This is a genomic window from Xanthobacter sp. DMC12 (assembly GCF_056314105.1).
Genome location: NZ_JBQUYZ010000003.1, coordinates 317,089 through 332,978, shown reverse-complemented (window position 1 = coordinate 332,978; position 15,890 = coordinate 317,089). Strand labels below are relative to the sequence as shown.

Sequence of the window (15,890 nt, the reverse complement as noted above, 5' to 3'; positions counted from 1 at the left end):
GTCGCCCGCAATGACCACAGTGGTGCAATACATCCTGTCCGGCCTTGCCATCGGCGGCATCTACGCCCTGGTAGCCCTCGGCTTCCACATCATGTGGTCGTCGGCCAAGGCCGTGAACTTCGCCCATGGCGACACGCTGATGATTGGTGGCCTGCTGGCCGTCTATCTGCTCGCCGCCGGCCTCCCGCTGGGCCTCGCCTGCCTCGTGGCGGTGCTGGCCGGCGGCCTGTTCGGGCTGGTGCTGGAGCGCATCGCGGTGCGCCCCTTCCTGTCCCAGCAAGGCTCGGTGGGGTGGATGCTCACCACCATCGCCGTGGGCATCATGGTGGAGAGCTTCGCCACCATCCAGACCCAGGGCTACGCCCGGCCGCTGCCCTCGCCGGGGGTCAATTCCTCGGTGCATATCCTCGGCGCCGGCATCTATCCGCAGGAACTGGTGATCCCGCTGGTGGCGGTGGTGGCCATGCTGGGCCTTCGGGCTCTCCAGCGCCACACCCTAGTCGGCCGCGCCATGCGGGCGGTCGCCCACAACAAGAATGCCGCCGCCCTCATGGGCATCAACGTGAATGCCGTGGTCGCCTTCTCCTTTGCCCTCGCCGGGCTTCTGGGCGCGGCGGCGGGCGTGCTGGTGGCGCCGGTGGTGCAAGCCTCCGCCGCCATGGGCGTGCTGCCGGGCCTGAAGGGCTTCGCCGTGGCCATCATCGGCGGCATCACCTCGGCGCCCGGGGTGGTCATCACCGGCCTCGTCTACGGGGTGATGGAGAAGTTCGTCGAGGGCTACATCTCCACGGCTGCGCGCGAGATCATCGGCTTCTCCCTCATGATCCTCACTTTGCTGGTGTTCCCCCAGGGCCTGTTCGGCAAGCGGGAGGTGATGAAGGTATGAGACACCTCACCCGCCATCTCACCCTGCTGGGTTTCGCGGCCCTCGCCGCCATCCTGGTGATCGTGCCGCTGACCTCCGGCAATGAATATGAGCTGCGCCTGTTCATGCTGTTCCTGATCTACGGCATCATCGCCGTGGGCCTGAACGTGCTGGTGGGGCTGACCGGCCTGGTCTCCCTTGGACAGGCGGGCCTGTTTGCGCTCGGCTCCTACACCGGCGCCATAGTGGCGACGCGGCTTGGCTTCGACATGATCTCGTCGAGCCTCATCGCCGCGATCGTGGCGGCCGGGTTCGGCGTGCTCCTCGCCTATCCCACGGTGCGGGTGCGCGGGGTCTATCTCGCCGTGGTCACCATCGCCTTCGGCCTCATCGTGGAGAATGTCGCCATCGAATGGCAGTCGCTCACGGGCGGCACCACCGGCATCACCTCCATTCCCTCGGCCAATGCGTTCGGGGTGCGGCTGTCGGGCTATGCCTTCTACGGCGTGCTGGCCGTGGTGCTGTTCCTCGCCACCGCAGCCGCGCACAATCTCAAGGTCTCGCGCTACGGCCGCGCCATGCTGGCGGTGTCGCAGAGCGAGATCGCGGCACGGGCGCTGGGCGTGGATGCCACTGCCATGCGCACGCTGGCCTTCGTGGCGGCGGCTGTGACGGCGGGCCTCGCCGGCACCTTCTACGCCTTCCTCAATTCCTACATCTCGCCCGACATCTTCACCTTCTCGGACAGCGTGCGCTTTCTGCTCATGGTGATCCTGGGCGGCGCCGCCTCCACCTTCGGGCCGGTGCTCGGCGCCTACATCCTCACCTATCTGCCGGAATACCTGCAGGAGTTCGCGGTGTGGCAGAAGTTCGCCTATGGCGCGCTACTGCTCATCGTGATGTTCGTGATGCCGCGCGGCATCATGGGCTCGCTCGCCGCCGGCCTGAAGCGGCTGGTGCCGGTCCCCCGTGCGGTTGCCGCCTCCGAAGGCCTGCCCTCCGAGGACACGCTGCGGCTCGATCCCCGCGCGCAGAAATCCGAGCTGGTGGCGCGTGACCTCACCGTGCGGTTCGGCGGACTGACGGCGCTGGCCAAGGCCTCGCTGCGGGTGAAGCCGGGCGAGGTGCATGCCCTCATCGGGCCGAACGGCGCCGGCAAGTCCACCTTCGTCAACACCATCTCCGGCTTCTACCAGCCGAGCGAGGGCGCCTTCGAGCTGGACGGCATCCAGCTCGCCGGCAAGCCTTCCCACGAGATCGCCCGCGCCGGCCTCTCCCGCACCTTCCAGAATACGGAATTGTTCGGCGAGATGACCGTGCTGGAAAACGTGATGGTGGGCTACCAGCAGCGCCTCGGCTACGGGCTCCTCGCCGCGGTGCTCCGCACCGGGGCCATGCGGCGGCAGGACGAGGAATGCCGGCGCGCCGCCATCGGCCTTCTCGTGTTCGTGGGGCTTGAGGACTATGCCAACGAGGAGGCGCGCTTCCTGCCCTTCGGCCTCCAGCGCCGCCTGGAGATCGCCCGCGCTCTCGCCCCCCGGCCGCGCCTGCTGCTGCTGGACGAGCCCGCCGCCGGGCTCACCACGCAGGAGATCGACGAGCTGGAAGTCATGATCCGGCGCATCGCGGCGCTGGGGGTCTCGGTGCTGCTCATCGAGCACCACGTGGAACTCATCATGGCGGTGGCCGACACGGTGACTGTGCTGGACTACGGCCAGGTGATCGCCAGCGACACGCCCGCCGTGGTGCAGGAGAACCCGCGCGTCATCGAGGCCTATTTCGGCACCTCCCTCGACCACGCCACTCCCGCCGAGGTGACGGCATGACCCCTTCCAAGACCGAAGCTGCGGACGTGCTGCTCGACATCCAGTCCATGGAATTGCGCTACGGCGCGGCGGTGGCGGTGCGCGACATTTCCCTTCGGGTGAAGCGCGGCCAGCTGGTGGCGGTGATCGGCAACAATGGTGCCGGCAAGTCCTCCATGGTGAAGGGCGCGACCGGCCTCGTCACCCCCTCTGGTGGCAAGGTGCTGTTTCGCGGTGCCGACACCACCCGCATGAGCGCCAACGCAAAGGTGGGCCAGGGCCTCGTCATGGTGCCCGAAGGCCGGCTGATCTTCCCCGACCAGAGCGTGGAGGACAACCTCATCCTCGGCGCCTACGTCCATGGTGGGCTGAAAGGTGCGCGGGCGAAACAGACCCGCGACAAGGTGCTGGAGCTGTTTCCGCGCCTCAAGGAGCGCCTCGCCCAGCAGGCCGGGTCCATGTCCGGCGGCGAGCAGCAGATGCTGGCCATCGCCCGCGGGCTGATGGCCGAGCCGGAGCTGCTCATCATCGACGAGCTGTCGCTCGGCCTTGCACCCAAGATCGTCGACCAGCTCATGGGCGTGCTCTCAGCTCTCAACAAGGAGGGCCTCACCATTCTCCTGGTGGAGCAACTCGCCTCCTATGCGCTGGCCATCGCCGACCATGCCTATGTCATCGCCAACGGCCGCGTTGCGCGTGAGGGGCCGAGCCAGGTGCTCGCCCGCGATCCCGAGGTGATGGAAGCCTTTCTCGGCCGCAAGAAACCGGCGGCCTGAGCCTCATCATTTTGCAAGTCCGTCCAGTCCAAGGAGCCCCCATGTCCAGAATCGTCGACCTCAGCCTGCTCATCGAAGACAACATGCCGGCCCACAAGCTGTTTCAGCGCCCGGTCATCACCACCCATATGAGCCACGAAAGCTCGAAGGCGCTGGGCCTCGGCGTGCCCGGCGACGCCATGACCTTCCAGACGAATTTCATCGCCATGCTGGACCATGTGGGCACCCATGTGGACGCCTTCCGCCATGTGAAGCCGGACGGCGCGCCCATCGACGAGATGCCGCTGGAGATGTTCATGGGCAAGGCGGTGTGCTTCGACCTGCGCCACATCCCGGACCTCGGCGAGATCACCGTCGAGGATATGGAGAAGGCCGAGGCGGCCGCCGGCGTGAAGGTGGACGGGCACATCGTGCTGCTATGCACGGGCTTCCACAACCGCAACTATCCGAGCCTGGATTCCGTGTGGAAGAACCCGCTGCTCACCGCGGAAGCCACCAAATGGCTGTATGACCGCGGCTCGAAGATGCAGGGCGTGGAAGGCCCTTCCACCGACAAGCCCTCCGACAACATCTTCGCCCAGCACCGCCTGTGCCGCGACCTCGGCATGAGCCACTGGGAATGGCTGGTGAATCTGGAGGAACTGGTCGGCAAGGGCGAATTCCAGTTCTTCGGCGTGCCGCTGAAGTTCAAGGGCGGCTCCGGATCGCCGGTGCGCGCGTTCGCCATCCTCAACTGACCTTGCAAATACGTCTCCTCTGCCCTGACTAGACGTATGGGTCTGCTGGATGGTCACTGCCGGCCATCCAGCAGCACTCCCCTTGCGGTCTAACTCCAAGATCACCCGCGCGCCGGAGCAGCCTCATGTCCGCCGAATTCGACACCCTGAGCGCGACTGCCCTGCGCACGATGGTGGCCCGGCGCGAAGTCTCGCCGGTGGAGCTGACGCGCCGCGCGCTGGATCGCGCAATCGCCACCCAGCCGACCCTCAACGCCTTCTTCGTCATTCTGGAGGAGGAGGCCATGGCCGCCGCCCGCGTCGCCGAGGATGCGGTGATGAAGGGCGCGCCGCTCGGCCTCATCCACGGACTGCCGTTTTCCGCCAAGGACCTGATGGCGGTGAAGGGGGCGCGCTATGCTTCCGGCTCCCGCGCCATGGCCGACAATATCGCCGAGGTGGACGCCCCCGCCGTGGAGCGGGCGAAGGCCCAGGGCGGCATCCTCATCGGCAAGACCACCACCAGCGAGTTCGGCTGCAAGCCCATCGGCGACAGCCCGCTCACCGGCATCACCCGCAATCCGTGGAACCTCGCCATGACGCCGGGCGGGTCGAGCGCGGGAGCGGCGGCCTCGGTGGCGGCGGGCATCACGCCGTTCGCGCTGGGCACCGATGGTGGCGGCTCCATCCGCATTCCCTGCGCCTTCAGCGGGCTCTCCGGGCTGAAGGGCCAGTTCGGCCGGGTGCCGGTATGGCCCACCTCGGCGACGCCGACGCTGGCCCATGTGGGGCCCATCGCCCGCTCCATGGCCGATGCGGCGCTGCTGTTCTCCGCTGTGGCCGGGCATGACCGGCGCGACCCCTTCGCCGTCGCTGGCCCGGTGCCGGACGTGATGGGCGCGTCGCAGGCCTCGGTGGCCGGCATGCGCGTCGCCTACAGCCCCACCTTCGGCTACGCCCGCCCTGCGCCCGAGGTGATTGCCGCGACCGACCGTGCCGCCCGAACCTTCGAGGCGCTGGGCTGCCATGTGGAGCAGGTGGACGCGGTGTTCGACACCGACCCCGCCGACCTGTGGACGGCGGAATTCTACGCCGGCGTCGGCACCCGTCTGCGCGATGTGCTGGAAAACCGCCGCGCGCTTCTGGACCCGGCCGTGGCGGACATCCTGATGCCGGCCCTCGGCCAGGAGATGAAGGGCTACTATGCCAGCGTCTTTGCCCGCTACGCCTTGCGTGAGAAGATGCGCCTGTTCTTCGAGCGCTACGACCTGCTCATCTCGCCAGTGCTGCCGGTGAGCGCGCTGGAGGCCGGGCGCAACCTGCCGGAGGGGCTGGAGGACCGCAACCTCGTGTCGTGGGTGTTCTACACCTACCCCTTCAACCTCTCCGGCCAGCCCGCCGGGGCGGTGTGCGCCGGCCTCTCGCCGGAGGGCATGCCCATCGGCCTCCAGATCGTCGGCCGTTCTTATTGCGAGGACGACGTGGTGCGCGCGGCGGCGGCATTTGAGCGCGCCCAGCCGCCCGGCTATAACCGTCCGCCGGCAGGAGCCTGAGGCGCGCGGTCCTGTCGGCGCTGATTCACGAAGACCATCAAGCTTGGCGCGGGCGGCTTCTCACTGGGCCAGGAAACGCCGTATCTTCAGCCGTTGCCGTCATGGAAACACCCCGCCGTTTTGAGCCGGTGGATTCTTGGATTCGCTGCCGCTTCGCACCTTCCATGCCGTTCTGGAAGCGGGCCCGGCCGCCTAGCCCTCAGCGATGGTCGCTCGGTGTGCTGACCTCTTCTTCGTGCCGGCGGCGACGGCCCCTCCCGTCAAGCCGACGCGCGGATCATTCCCGCTCCGATACGGACCGGCGAATGTGTGCGGCGAGATGATCCGCCGCGGATGAGCCGCCGGGATGGCGCTCCCATAGGATGAGGTCAACGCCCTCCAGCGTTGGCAGGCCCTCCGCGCTGCCGAGGCGGACGAGACCCGGCGTGCGCACCGATCGGGCAAGGACGCACACCGCCGAGTCCGCAAGTGCCATGGATTGCAGTCCTGCGATACTTTCCGAGACACAGGCGATGCGCCAGCGCCGGCCGATGCGGTCGAGCGCCGCCAGCGCATAGTCCCGATAGAGATTGCCGTCCGGCAGCATGGCAAGCGGGATAGGGTCTGCGAGGTGCGCGCTCCCGCCTTCCGCGCCCAGCCAGATCAGCGGCTCGGGTCGCAGCAGCGTGCCGGTTCCGACGCGGGGCGAGACACCGGGCATGCGGGTGGCGATGGCGATGTCGAGAAGGCCCTCGCTCATATCTTGCGCCAGCTGCCGCGAGAGCGCGCAGCGCACCGTCACCTCCACGCCCGGATATGTGTCGCGGAAGCGCGCCAGCGTCTCGGGCAGGAGGAAGGCGGCATAGAGATCCGGGCAGCCCAGCGTGACGCGCCCCGCCACATCGTCCGCCGAAAGCCGCAGCCGGGCCTCCTCGTCGAGCCGCAGCATCGTGCGCGCATGCGGCAGCAGCATTTCCCCGTGGCGCGACAGCTTCAGATGCCGCAGGTCCGGCTCGAACAAGGGGAAGCCGGCTGCCGCCTCCAGCCGCCGGATCTGCAGGCTGACGGCGGGCTGGGTGCGGTTCAGGCGCCGTGCGACGCGCGTCACGCTCTTCTCCTCCACCAGGAGGACGAACGTGCGCAGCAGGGCGATCTCCAGCGGATGCGGCATTGGCATCATTAAAAATACTTGGCGAAGTGCAAAGCAATATAAATTTGATTTGAGCGCAATGCATCGATCTAATCTGCGCGTAGTCGCAATCGACTGTCCAATGACTGTTCAAAATCTCTGATTTTGATGCACATCAAAAAGGCATTTGCGCACCAGTGAGGCAATCTCGCCCGGCGCCGTGGAGACGACGTGAATCCGAGCCCCTTCCTTCAGGTCGATGGTCTGATGCGGCGCTATGGCGGCGTCGCCGCCCTCGATGGCGTGACCCTCGATATCGCCCGCGGTCAGGTCACCGGCCTCATCGGCCCCAACGGCGCGGGCAAGACCACGCTGCTGAACGCGCTGACCGGCCTCGCCCGGCCGGAGGCCGGCACGGTGCTCCTGGAGCGCGAGAATGTCACCGGCCTGCCGGCCCATGTGATGGCCGGCAAGGGCGTGGTCCGCTCCTTCCAGATCGTGCGCGAGCTCTCCAGCCTCACCGTGTTCGAGACCCTTCTTGCCGCCCCGCCAGCCCAGAGCGGGGAGAGCGTGGCGGGCGCCTTGTTCGGCCGCCGCAAATGGTGGGCGCAGGAGCGCGCCAATGCCGACCTCGCCCGTGCGCTGCTGGAACGGGTGGGGCTCGTCAAGCTCGCCGACCAGCCGTCCGCGATGCTTTCCGGTGGCCAGAAGAAACTGCTGGAAATGGCACGTGCGCTGCTGATGAAGCCCAAGCTGATCCTGCTCGACGAGCCGGGTGCGGGCGTCTCCCCGCCGCTGCGTCTCGAGATCGTGCGGCTGGTGCGTGAGCTGAAGGCGGAAGGCCTCACCTTCGGTATCGTCGAGCATGACATGCATCTGGTGGAGGAGGTGTGCGACCGCGTGCACGTGCTCGCCCTGGGGCGCGTGCTCGTCTCCGGCACGTTCGCCGAAGCGACCTCGGATCCGCGCGTGGTCTCCGCCTATCTCGGGGTGGCGGCATGACGGCGGCTCCCCTCGATACCAAGACGGCCGAGTTGTCCCTCGCGTTGTCCGTATCGGGCCTGCGCGCAGGCTACGGCCGAGGCGGGGACATCGTGTGCGGCATCGACCTCGCGCAGCAGGCCGAGAGCATCGTCGCCGTCATCGGACCGAACGGCTCGGGCAAGTCGTCCTTCATCAAGACCATCGCCGGCCTGGTGCCGACGCGGGCCGGGACCGTGGCGGTGACTGGGCGTGACATCACCACCCTCTCGCCGGCGCGGCGTGTGGCGTCGGGGCTCGCTTACGTGCCTCAGGAAGCCAACATTTTCGCCACCCTCACCATCGCCGAGAACCTGAAGCTCGCCACTGAATTCCTGCGCGGGCGTGCCGGCGTGGGGCCGGAGCAGAGGGAGAAGGTGCTGGACCTCTTCCCGGAGCTTCGCCAGCGGCCACGCACGCTCGCCGGCAACCTCTCCGGCGGCCAGCGGCAGATGCTGGCCTTTGCCAGCGCCCTCCTCGCCAACCCCGAGGTGCTGCTGCTCGACGAGCCCTCCGCCGGCCTCTCTCCCAAGATCGTCAGCGAGACCATGGAGGCGGTGGTCCGGGTGCGGGAGGCGGGCGTGACCGTGCTGCTGGTGGAGCAGAACGTCGCCGCCGCGCTCGCCATCGCCGACGAGGTGGTGGTGCTGGTCGCCGGCCGGCTCACGCTCCGCGCCTCCGCCGCAGACATCCGCCAGGCGGACCTCGCCGGCCTCTTCTTCGGAAAGGCGGCCTGAGCCATGGCGCTTCAGCTCTTCCTCAACGGCCTCGTCACCGGCCTGCTGTTGGCCCTGCCGGCGCTGGCGCTGACATTGGTATTCGGGATCCTGCGCTTCGCGAACTTCGCGGTGGGCGCCTTCCTCACGCTGGGAGCCTACGCGGCCTATACGGCCAACGTAGTGCTCGGCCTGCCGCTGCCCATCGCCGCCGCCGTCGCCGCGGGCACGGTGGCGCTCGCCTCCCTCATCGCCGATGCGCTGGTGTTCGAGCGGCTGCGGACGCGGGGCTCCATCACGTTGCTCGTCGCCTCCATGGGGGTGTCGCTGGTGGTGGAGAACATCTGTCGCTTCATCTTCGGCAATGCGGCACGAAGCTTTGACCTCGCGGTGGCGCGGCCGATCCGCTGGAACGGCCTGCGCATCAACCACGAGCAGCTCATCACAGCCGGCGTGGTGATCATTGCGCTCGTTCTGCTGCACCTTCTCATCACCGCCTCGCCCCTTGGCCGGGCCATGCGGGCGGTGGCGGACAATGCATCCCTTGCCGCCGTGCGGGGGGTGGAGCGGCGCACCATTGCCCGCATCACCTTCGCCCTCACCGGCGCTCTGATCGGGCTTGCCGGCGTGTTGGCGGGGCTCGATCGCGCCATCGATCCGCTGATGGGCTGGAACTACCAGATTCCCATCTTCGCCGCCGCCATCCTCGGCGGGCTGGGCAGCCCCATCGGCGCGGTGGCGGGCGCGCTCCTCATCGGCGTGGCGGAGGAGATGTCCGCCCTCGTCCTGCCCGTCTCCTTCCGGCAGATCGTCAGCTTCGGCGTCATCCTCCTGCTCCTCCTGTTCCGCGCCAACGGCCTGTTCGGGGCCAAGGCCATCCGAAAGTGAGGGCGCGGCCATGATCTCCTACCTCGTCACCGTCGTCATCCTCGTCGCCATCGCGGCCCTCGTGGGGCTGGCGCTGAACCTGCAATGGGGGCTTGCCGGTCTGGTCAATTTCGGCGTCGCTGGCTTCGTTGCGCTCGGCGCCTACACCCTCGCCATCAGCGCGCCGTATGTCGGCTGGCTCGCCGGTCTCGCGCTGGCTGCGGCGGTCTGCGCTGGCCTTTCCATGCTGCTGTCGCTGCTCACCATCCGGCTGGAGGAGAACTACCTCGCCATCGTCACCATCGGCTTCGCGGAGATCGTGCGCATCCTGCTGCTCAATCTCGGCGGCCTGACCGGCGGCGCCCTCGGCATCGCCGACATCCCGAGACCCTTCGCGAGCGTCACGCCGGCGGGATGGGGCGATGCGGTGATCCTCGCCTTCGCGGTGGGATTGGTAGCGGTCGTCTTCGTCTTCAGCGAGGCGCTGGTCCGCTCGCCCTTCGGCCGGGCCCTGCGCGCGGTGCGCGACGATGCGACGGCCGCGGCGGCATTGGGCAAGCCCGTGCTGGCCCTGCGAGTGCGCGCCTTTGCCATCGGCGGGGCGATCATGGGTGTGGCTGGGGCGCTGCATGCCTTCTTCCTCACCTATATCGACCCGAGCCAGTTCTCCCCCATCATCACTGCCTATGCCTTCATGGCGGTGATCGCCGGCGGGCGTGGCTCCAACCTCGGCCTCGTCCTCGGTGCCGGCTCGATCATGCTGATCCTGGAGGCGACGCGCTTCCTGAAGGACGTGATCCCGGGCGTCGATGGCGTCCAGCTCTCCGCGCTTCGGCTCGGGATGATCGGGGTGGGCATCGTTCTGCTGCTGATCCTGCGGCCGGAAGGCCTCGTCTCCGAGCCGAAGCGCCGCTTCGCCGATTTCTTCCCGCCCGAAAGCGAGAAAGCCTGATGCCCCGCGTCGCCCCCCTCACCGCGGCCGACTTGCCGCCCCCCTATGCGGAGGTCTTCACAGCCTTCGCCGGCGGCTATGCCGACTTTCGCGACCAGGCGTCGGTGCTCGCCCATGTGCCGCCCGCGCTCGATCATCTCTACCGGATGCTGATGGAGCTGCGGGCGCGGGAAGGCGTGCCGTTCCGCTATATCGAGCTCGCCGTCGTGACCGTCTCGAAGCTCAACGCCTGCCCCTATTGCGTCTCCCACCACACCCCCCTGCTGGAGGTGGAGGGCGTGCCCGAAGAGGCGGTCGCCACTCTCCCCTCGAGCGATCATCCCGCCTTCGATGCGGCTGACCGCGCGGTGATCGACTACGCCCGGCTCGTCACCCAGCGCGCCTGGGGCATCCGCGACCACGTGTTCGATGTCCTCCGGCAGCATTTCACCGAGGCACAGATCGTGGAGCTGACGCTGCGCGCGGCACTGGCCGGGTTCTTCAACCGCTTCAACGACGCATTGCAGATCGACGACGGCGCCGCCGAGGCGCTGCTCCACCTCCACCCCGAACCCGACACAGCAGCAGGAGAACAGCCGTGACGCGCAGTCTGCCCCTCACTCGCCGGCACGTGGTCGCCGGCCTCGCCTCGCTTCCGGCGGCCGCCCTGCTGGGCCGGCCGGCGGCGGCTCAGGCGGCGGAGATCCCCATCGGCATGGTGCTGCCCTTCTCCGGCGCCACCGGCCCCTACGGCCCGGACATGAAGAAGGCCGCCGAGATGGCGGTGAAATGGGTAAACGATGCCGGCGGCATCCTCGGCGGACGCCCGCTGAAGCTGTTCATCGAGGATTCCGAGACCAATCCCACCGTCGGCGTCACCGGCACCAAGAAGCTGCTGGAAGTGAACAAGGTGGAGCTGGTGGGCGGCTTCTGGGGCAGCCCCATCGCGCTGGCGGCCAAGCCCATCATCCTCGCCGCCGACAAGGTGCAGATGGTCTCCTGCTCGGCCAATGCCGTGACCGAGGGCGACACCAAGGGCATGGTCTTCCGCTTCCAGGCGAAAAGCACGTCCTGGGGCCCCGCTGGCGCCAAGGTGATGAAGACAATCGGCGCCAAGACGGCGGTGGTGCTCGCCCAGCAGAACCCCTTCGTCGTGGCCATGATCGAGCCATTCAAGGCGGAATTCGCCAAGCTCGGCGGCAAGGTGCTCGACGTGGTGATGTACAACCCGGACCAGCCCTCCTACCGCTCGGAAGTCGAGAAGGCGTTCGGCGGTGATCCGGAGGCGGTGTTCTGCCTCTCGCTCCTGACCGATTTCGTCTCCATCGCCAAGGAGGCCTATCGCGGCGGCTTCAAGTCCAAGATCGTCGCCCTGTCCATCGGCGCCGATGCGGAGGGTAAGTTCCTTCAGGCGGTCGGCCCGGAGGTGGCGAACGGCATCTACCATCTCCAGCCCGCGCCGCCGCTCGATTCGCCCTCCTACAAGAAGTTCGTGAAGGAGATGGGCGCGGCGCCCGGCACCGTGTTCCTCTTCGCCGGCAATGCCCACGACCAGATGTGCGTCACTGCCCTCGCCATGGAGCACGCCAAGTCCTCCGACGCGAAGGTGTGGGCGAAATCCGTTTTCGAGGTCTGCAATCCGCCCGGCGAGGAGGTGGACGACGTGGTGAAGGGTCTCGAACTCATCCGTGCCGGCAAGAAGATCAAGTTCGTCGGTGCCGGCGCCACCTGCGATTTCGACGCCCGCGGCGACCAGATCAACCGCTCCTTCCTCGTCCAGGAGATCAAGGGCGGAAAGAACGTGACCCTCGGCATCATTACCTGACGCCCAGGCTCCCATCCCCCGGCCCGGCCGGGGGATGACCATCCAGTCAAAACACCAAGGTCTCATCATCAGCATGCGCGGGGTATCCGGCGCGTGAACAGGAAAGCCTTGCCCAGGATCGGGACAGGGAGGATTTACCATGCCAAAACCCATGCATCTGTGCGGCTTTCTGATCGCCGGCCCGGTGGTGCACAGCCACGCCATCTGGCGCAATCCGGCGCATGAGACGCCATTCCTCAGCCTGGACCACTACGTGCGCATCGCCCGTCTGCTGGAGCAGGGCTGCTTCGACTTCCTGTTCTTCGCCGACCGCCTCGCCATCGCGGACCGCTACGGCGACAGCCATGCCGCCGGCCTCGCCCGTGGCGATCAGGACGCGACCCGCATGGACCCCATGCCGATCCTCGGCGCCATGGCGGCGGTGACGCGCCACATCGGCCTCGGCGCCACGCGCTCCACCACCTATGACGCGCCCTACAACATCGCCCGCGAGTTCGCGACGCTGGACCACATCTCCGCCGGACGGGCGGCGTGGAATGTCGTCACCTCCATGAACGACGGCGAGGCGCTGAATTTCGGCACGGTGCCGCATCTCGGGCATGACGAGCGCTACGACCGCGCCGACGAGTTCATGGAGCTGGCCTTCCGCCTGTGGGACAGCTGGGACGAGGACGCCCTCGTCCTCGACCGGGCGGCGGGCATCTATGCCGATCCCGCCAAGGTGCATTACGTGAACCATCGCGGCCCGTGGTTCCAGTCGCGGGGGCCGCTCAACATCCCCCGCAGCCCGCAGGGGCGGCCGGTAATCGTGCAGGCGGGCTCCTCCGGGCGCGGCAAGGCGTTCGCAGCGCGGTGGTCCGACGTGATCTTCGCGCTCCAGCCCAACCTTGAGCGGATGCACGCCTTCAAGGCCGACGTCGCGGGCGCGCTGGAAGCGGCGGGCCGTCCGCCGGGGGCCAGCAAGGTGCTGATGGCCATTATGCCCTTCATCGGCGCCACCCGCGCCGAGGCGGAGGCGAAGGAGGCCCTGCACGATTCCCTCGCTGATCCGGTGGCCGGCCTGTCCACACTGGCCGCCCACGCCAACACAGACTTTTCGAGCCTGCCCATGGATGCCACGGTGAAGGAGATCGCCGCCTCCGGCAGCCAGGGCAATCTCGCTGCACTCCGCAGCATCACCCCCGACGGCGGCATGACCATCGCCGAGGCCGGCGGCGTCTATGCGCGCGGCGTCATGTGCCCGCGCGCCGTGGGAACGGCAGAAGACGTGGCGGATCAACTTATCGCCATCATCGACAGCGGCGCGGCGGACGGCTTCGTCGTGTCGCCCGCCTTCCTGCCCGATACGTTCGAGGATTTCGTGGCAGAAGTGGTGCCGCTGTTGCAGGCGCGCGGATACCTGCGGCGCGGGTATGCTGGCGGCCAACTGCGCGACCTCCTCACCGAGGGAGCGGCCTGATGCGTGCCTCGGCTCCTATCGAGAAGGCTCCCGTGGATGCGGCGGATTTCAAGGCCGCCATGCGCGCGCTGGCCGCAAGCGTCACGGTCATCACCTCGCGCCGCGGCGACCAGCTCAACGGCATGACGGCGACGGCGGTGTGCAGCGTCAGCACAGCCCCGCCGCAAATTCTCGCCGTGGTGAACCGCGAGACCACCTCCCACGACCTCATCGCCGACAGCGGCGCCTTCGCCGTGAATATTCTCGCCGAGCACCAGCAGAATTTGGCGGGCCGTTTCGCCCGCCGGCTCGACCAGCCGTTCGAGGGCGTCGCACACAGGTTGGGCAAGATCGGCTGTCCTCTCCTCGAAGATGCGGTGGCGATGCTTGAATGCCGGCTGCGCGAGCGTCACCACGCCAGCACGCACACGATCTTCGTCGGCGAGGTTGTCGGCCTAAGCTATCGGGGGGCCGAGCCGCTGCTCTATTTCGATGGCGCGTTCCGGCGGCTGGCTGCGGCGGACGGCGCGACGGTCTGAAGGGGCCGGCGCTGCGGCGGGCAGCATGACGGCCGGCAGGATTGGGGCGGCGGCTGGAGCCGGTGGCGGCGCGCAGCTCGGCCGCGTCATCGAAGCGATGCGGCAGGCTGGACTCCCGAGCGTTGATGACATCGTGAAGGATGCCCTGCTGAACCCGGAGAGCGCCCGCGCGCTGCTGGCCCAGGTGAAGGGTGAACCCACGTCCGGGCATGCTCTCAGCCTCGCCCGCGTCTCCATGTGGGCCGCGGCAGCGCCGGACGGCAACTGACCGAGTACCGCCTGCCGACCATTTCCAAGCCCCCCGGGAGGCCGTTTTTCATTGGCCGGCCTGAGGAGAGTCATAGCCGGCTTCTGAACACGAGAAGAATGCTGGAAAGTATTAGAGTAAAGATAATTCCGACCAGAACTAAAGGCCCATTGTCACCTTGTTCCACACGACCATACAGGTACCATGCGGGAGCCGCGATTATTGCCTGCAATATGCTCCATCGGATGGTTCTTCTGATTTCAACGCGCCAATTCATAGGAGAGTGCTCACCCTGGAGTTCTTGCAGGACGAGGTCTAGCGGCGCTTCGGGCGCCATAGACTCAGAACGGTGAAGGCGATCATTAGGATCACCACACCCAAGAAGAGCCAGCCCCGCCCCCCGTGGTCCGCATGCTCAAAGAGGAGCCTCGAAACCACTACACCTACAGTCAGAGAGGCGAGCGAAATGACCAGTTTTTTCATGCGGCCGTCTCATGTCGTAGGAGAGTATTCATGATGTCAGTTCGCCTCACCTTGGACTTCGGTGCCGAGAAGAAGTGCGTCATCGATTGCTTGGTGGAGCATTTCTAGCGCCGGACGATCACCGGTGACCCGCTCGGCATGAGTCGCGTACGCTAGCACCGGCTCGATCACAGGTGGAGTCGGTTCGTGGTGGACAAGAGCGAGAACGTGAATATCGACCACGAGGTCAGCGACAAGCTCATGTCGGAGGACGAGTGGGCTGCGGCGTATGGGGCGGGGGAGGGCTCGGCGGGCTGACCTTGACCAGCCGGCTCACGCACTGATCGACGTTATTTGGTGGCGGACGAAGGTGCTGAGGCCGGCCAGCCTAGGGCATAATGCAACCGGAACCGTCAGCCCAGCCGCGCGTTGCAGCTCCTATGCCCAACGATGCAACCGTCTTCTACGGCCATTACATCGCCTGCCTGAATGCCCGAGACTGGGGACGGCTTGGTGATTTCGTGGCGGACGGCGTAATCCATAACGGGCGGCGCCTGGGGCTGGATGGTTATCGAGCCATGCTTGAAGAGAATTGCCGCGATATTGCCGATCTCCAATTTGACGTCGATATCGCTGTGGCCGAAGAAGGTCATATCGCGTCTAGGATCCAGTTTGATTGCGCGCCGTTCGGCGAATTTCTCGGTTTACCGGTAAATGGAAGGCGCATCGTGTTCCATGAGCACGCCTTTTATACTTTGATTGGAGGCAAAATCGCTGAGGTGTTCTCCGTGATCGACAAGGCGGAGATCGAAGCTCAGCTCACGCTCTAGAGATGGCGGCTCCCAAGCCTCGCCGCATTCGACAGCTTGCAGCGGCGTCCGACCTCAAGGCCAGTTGCGACGACGGCATGCCCCATCGTGCCATCGCAATCTCGCGCACACCGTCGGCGCCTGTCCGGACGATGGGCACCTCATAGTCCGGGAAGATCCCCGGCTGCGGCGGCAGGTTGCCGGCGAGGGTTC

The 15,890-nt window shown here is 67.1% G+C and carries 16 protein-coding genes; 15 read left to right on the top strand and 1 reads right to left on the bottom strand.

The genetic code is table 11. The annotated features are described in order from the left end of the window. Nucleotides 1–10 precede the first annotated feature (10 nt). The 5 genes from ACT535_RS14670 to ACT535_RS14650 all read left to right on the top strand — a co-directional run bounded on the left by ACT535_RS14670 (nucleotide 11) and on the right by ACT535_RS14650 (nucleotide 5,715). A complete protein-coding gene (locus ACT535_RS14670) occupies nucleotides 11–886 on the top strand; it encodes a branched-chain amino acid ABC transporter permease (protein ID WP_476364963.1) in 876 nt (291 codons plus the stop codon). Then, nucleotides 883–2,691 carry a branched-chain amino acid ABC transporter ATP-binding protein/permease gene (locus ACT535_RS14665; protein WP_476364962.1) on the top strand — a complete coding sequence of 603 codons (1,809 nt, stop codon included), beginning with the start codon at nucleotides 883–885 and terminating at the stop codon, nucleotides 2,689–2,691. Before ACT535_RS14670 ends, ACT535_RS14665 begins: the two co-directional genes overlap by 4 nt. After that, nucleotides 2,688–3,446, top strand: a complete 759-nt coding sequence (locus tag ACT535_RS14660) for an ABC transporter ATP-binding protein (protein ID WP_476364961.1) — start codon at nucleotides 2,688–2,690, stop codon at nucleotides 3,444–3,446. The genes ACT535_RS14665 and ACT535_RS14660 overlap by 4 nt, the downstream gene beginning before the upstream one ends. A gap of 41 nt (nucleotides 3,447–3,487) precedes the next feature. After that, nucleotides 3,488–4,183 (top strand): cyclase family protein, encoded by a 696-nt coding sequence (locus tag ACT535_RS14655; RefSeq protein ID WP_029554981.1) that lies wholly within the window; start codon nucleotides 3,488–3,490, stop codon nucleotides 4,181–4,183. A 125-nt stretch (nucleotides 4,184–4,308) separates the two neighbouring features. Continuing rightward, nucleotides 4,309–5,715, top strand: coding sequence for an amidase family protein (locus tag ACT535_RS14650; RefSeq protein WP_476364960.1), 1,407 nt, complete (start codon nucleotides 4,309–4,311; stop codon nucleotides 5,713–5,715). 277 nt (nucleotides 5,716–5,992) lie between these two features. On the opposite strand, the gene ACT535_RS14645 is transcribed toward ACT535_RS14650, so the two are convergent. Further along, nucleotides 5,993–6,865, bottom strand: coding sequence for a LysR substrate-binding domain-containing protein (locus ACT535_RS14645; protein ID WP_476364959.1), 873 nt, complete (start codon nucleotides 6,863–6,865; stop codon nucleotides 5,993–5,995). 189 nt (nucleotides 6,866–7,054) lie between these two features. Here ACT535_RS14645 and ACT535_RS14640 point away from each other — a divergent pair, with 189 nt between their 5' ends. From ACT535_RS14640 to ACT535_RS14595, 10 genes are all read left to right on the top strand, one after another. Then, nucleotides 7,055–7,825 (top strand): ABC transporter ATP-binding protein, encoded by a 771-nt coding sequence (locus tag ACT535_RS14640; RefSeq protein WP_476364958.1) that lies wholly within the window; start codon nucleotides 7,055–7,057, stop codon nucleotides 7,823–7,825. Then, on the top strand, nucleotides 7,822–8,580 hold the full coding sequence (locus ACT535_RS14635) for an ABC transporter ATP-binding protein (protein ID WP_476364957.1): 759 nt from the start codon (nucleotides 7,822–7,824) through the stop codon (nucleotides 8,578–8,580). The genes ACT535_RS14640 and ACT535_RS14635 overlap by 4 nt, the downstream gene beginning before the upstream one ends. A gap of 3 nt (nucleotides 8,581–8,583) precedes the next feature. After that, nucleotides 8,584–9,447 carry a branched-chain amino acid ABC transporter permease gene (locus ACT535_RS14630; RefSeq protein WP_476364956.1) on the top strand — a complete coding sequence of 288 codons (864 nt, stop codon included), beginning with the start codon at nucleotides 8,584–8,586 and terminating at the stop codon, nucleotides 9,445–9,447. Between the two features lie 10 nt (nucleotides 9,448–9,457). Beyond that, a complete protein-coding gene (locus ACT535_RS14625; protein ID WP_476364955.1) occupies nucleotides 9,458–10,378 on the top strand; it encodes a branched-chain amino acid ABC transporter permease in 921 nt (306 codons plus the stop codon). After that, nucleotides 10,378–10,959 carry a carboxymuconolactone decarboxylase family protein gene (locus ACT535_RS14620; protein ID WP_476364954.1) on the top strand — a complete coding sequence of 194 codons (582 nt, stop codon included), beginning with the start codon at nucleotides 10,378–10,380 and terminating at the stop codon, nucleotides 10,957–10,959. The genes ACT535_RS14625 and ACT535_RS14620 overlap by 1 nt, the downstream gene beginning before the upstream one ends. Then, on the top strand, nucleotides 10,956–12,182 hold the full coding sequence (locus ACT535_RS14615) for an ABC transporter substrate-binding protein (protein WP_476364953.1): 1,227 nt from the start codon (nucleotides 10,956–10,958) through the stop codon (nucleotides 12,180–12,182). Before ACT535_RS14620 ends, ACT535_RS14615 begins: the two co-directional genes overlap by 4 nt. A 139-nt stretch (nucleotides 12,183–12,321) precedes the next feature. Then, complete coding sequence (locus tag ACT535_RS14610) at nucleotides 12,322–13,641, top strand: LLM class flavin-dependent oxidoreductase (protein ID WP_210254490.1); 1,320 nt, start codon at nucleotides 12,322–12,324, stop codon at nucleotides 13,639–13,641. After that, nucleotides 13,641–14,159: a flavin reductase family protein gene (locus ACT535_RS14605; RefSeq protein WP_476364952.1), complete on the top strand. Its 519-nt coding sequence runs from the start codon at nucleotides 13,641–13,643 to the stop codon at nucleotides 14,157–14,159. Before ACT535_RS14610 ends, ACT535_RS14605 begins: the two co-directional genes overlap by 1 nt. 25 nt (nucleotides 14,160–14,184) lie before the next feature. Beyond that, nucleotides 14,185–14,427, top strand: coding sequence for a hypothetical protein (locus ACT535_RS14600; RefSeq protein ID WP_476364951.1), 243 nt, complete (start codon nucleotides 14,185–14,187; stop codon nucleotides 14,425–14,427). Nucleotides 14,428–15,308: 881 nt separating this feature from the next. Beyond that, nucleotides 15,309–15,698: an ester cyclase gene (locus ACT535_RS14595; RefSeq protein ID WP_476364950.1), complete on the top strand. Its 390-nt coding sequence runs from the start codon at nucleotides 15,309–15,311 to the stop codon at nucleotides 15,696–15,698. Nucleotides 15,699–15,890 lie beyond the last annotated feature (192 nt).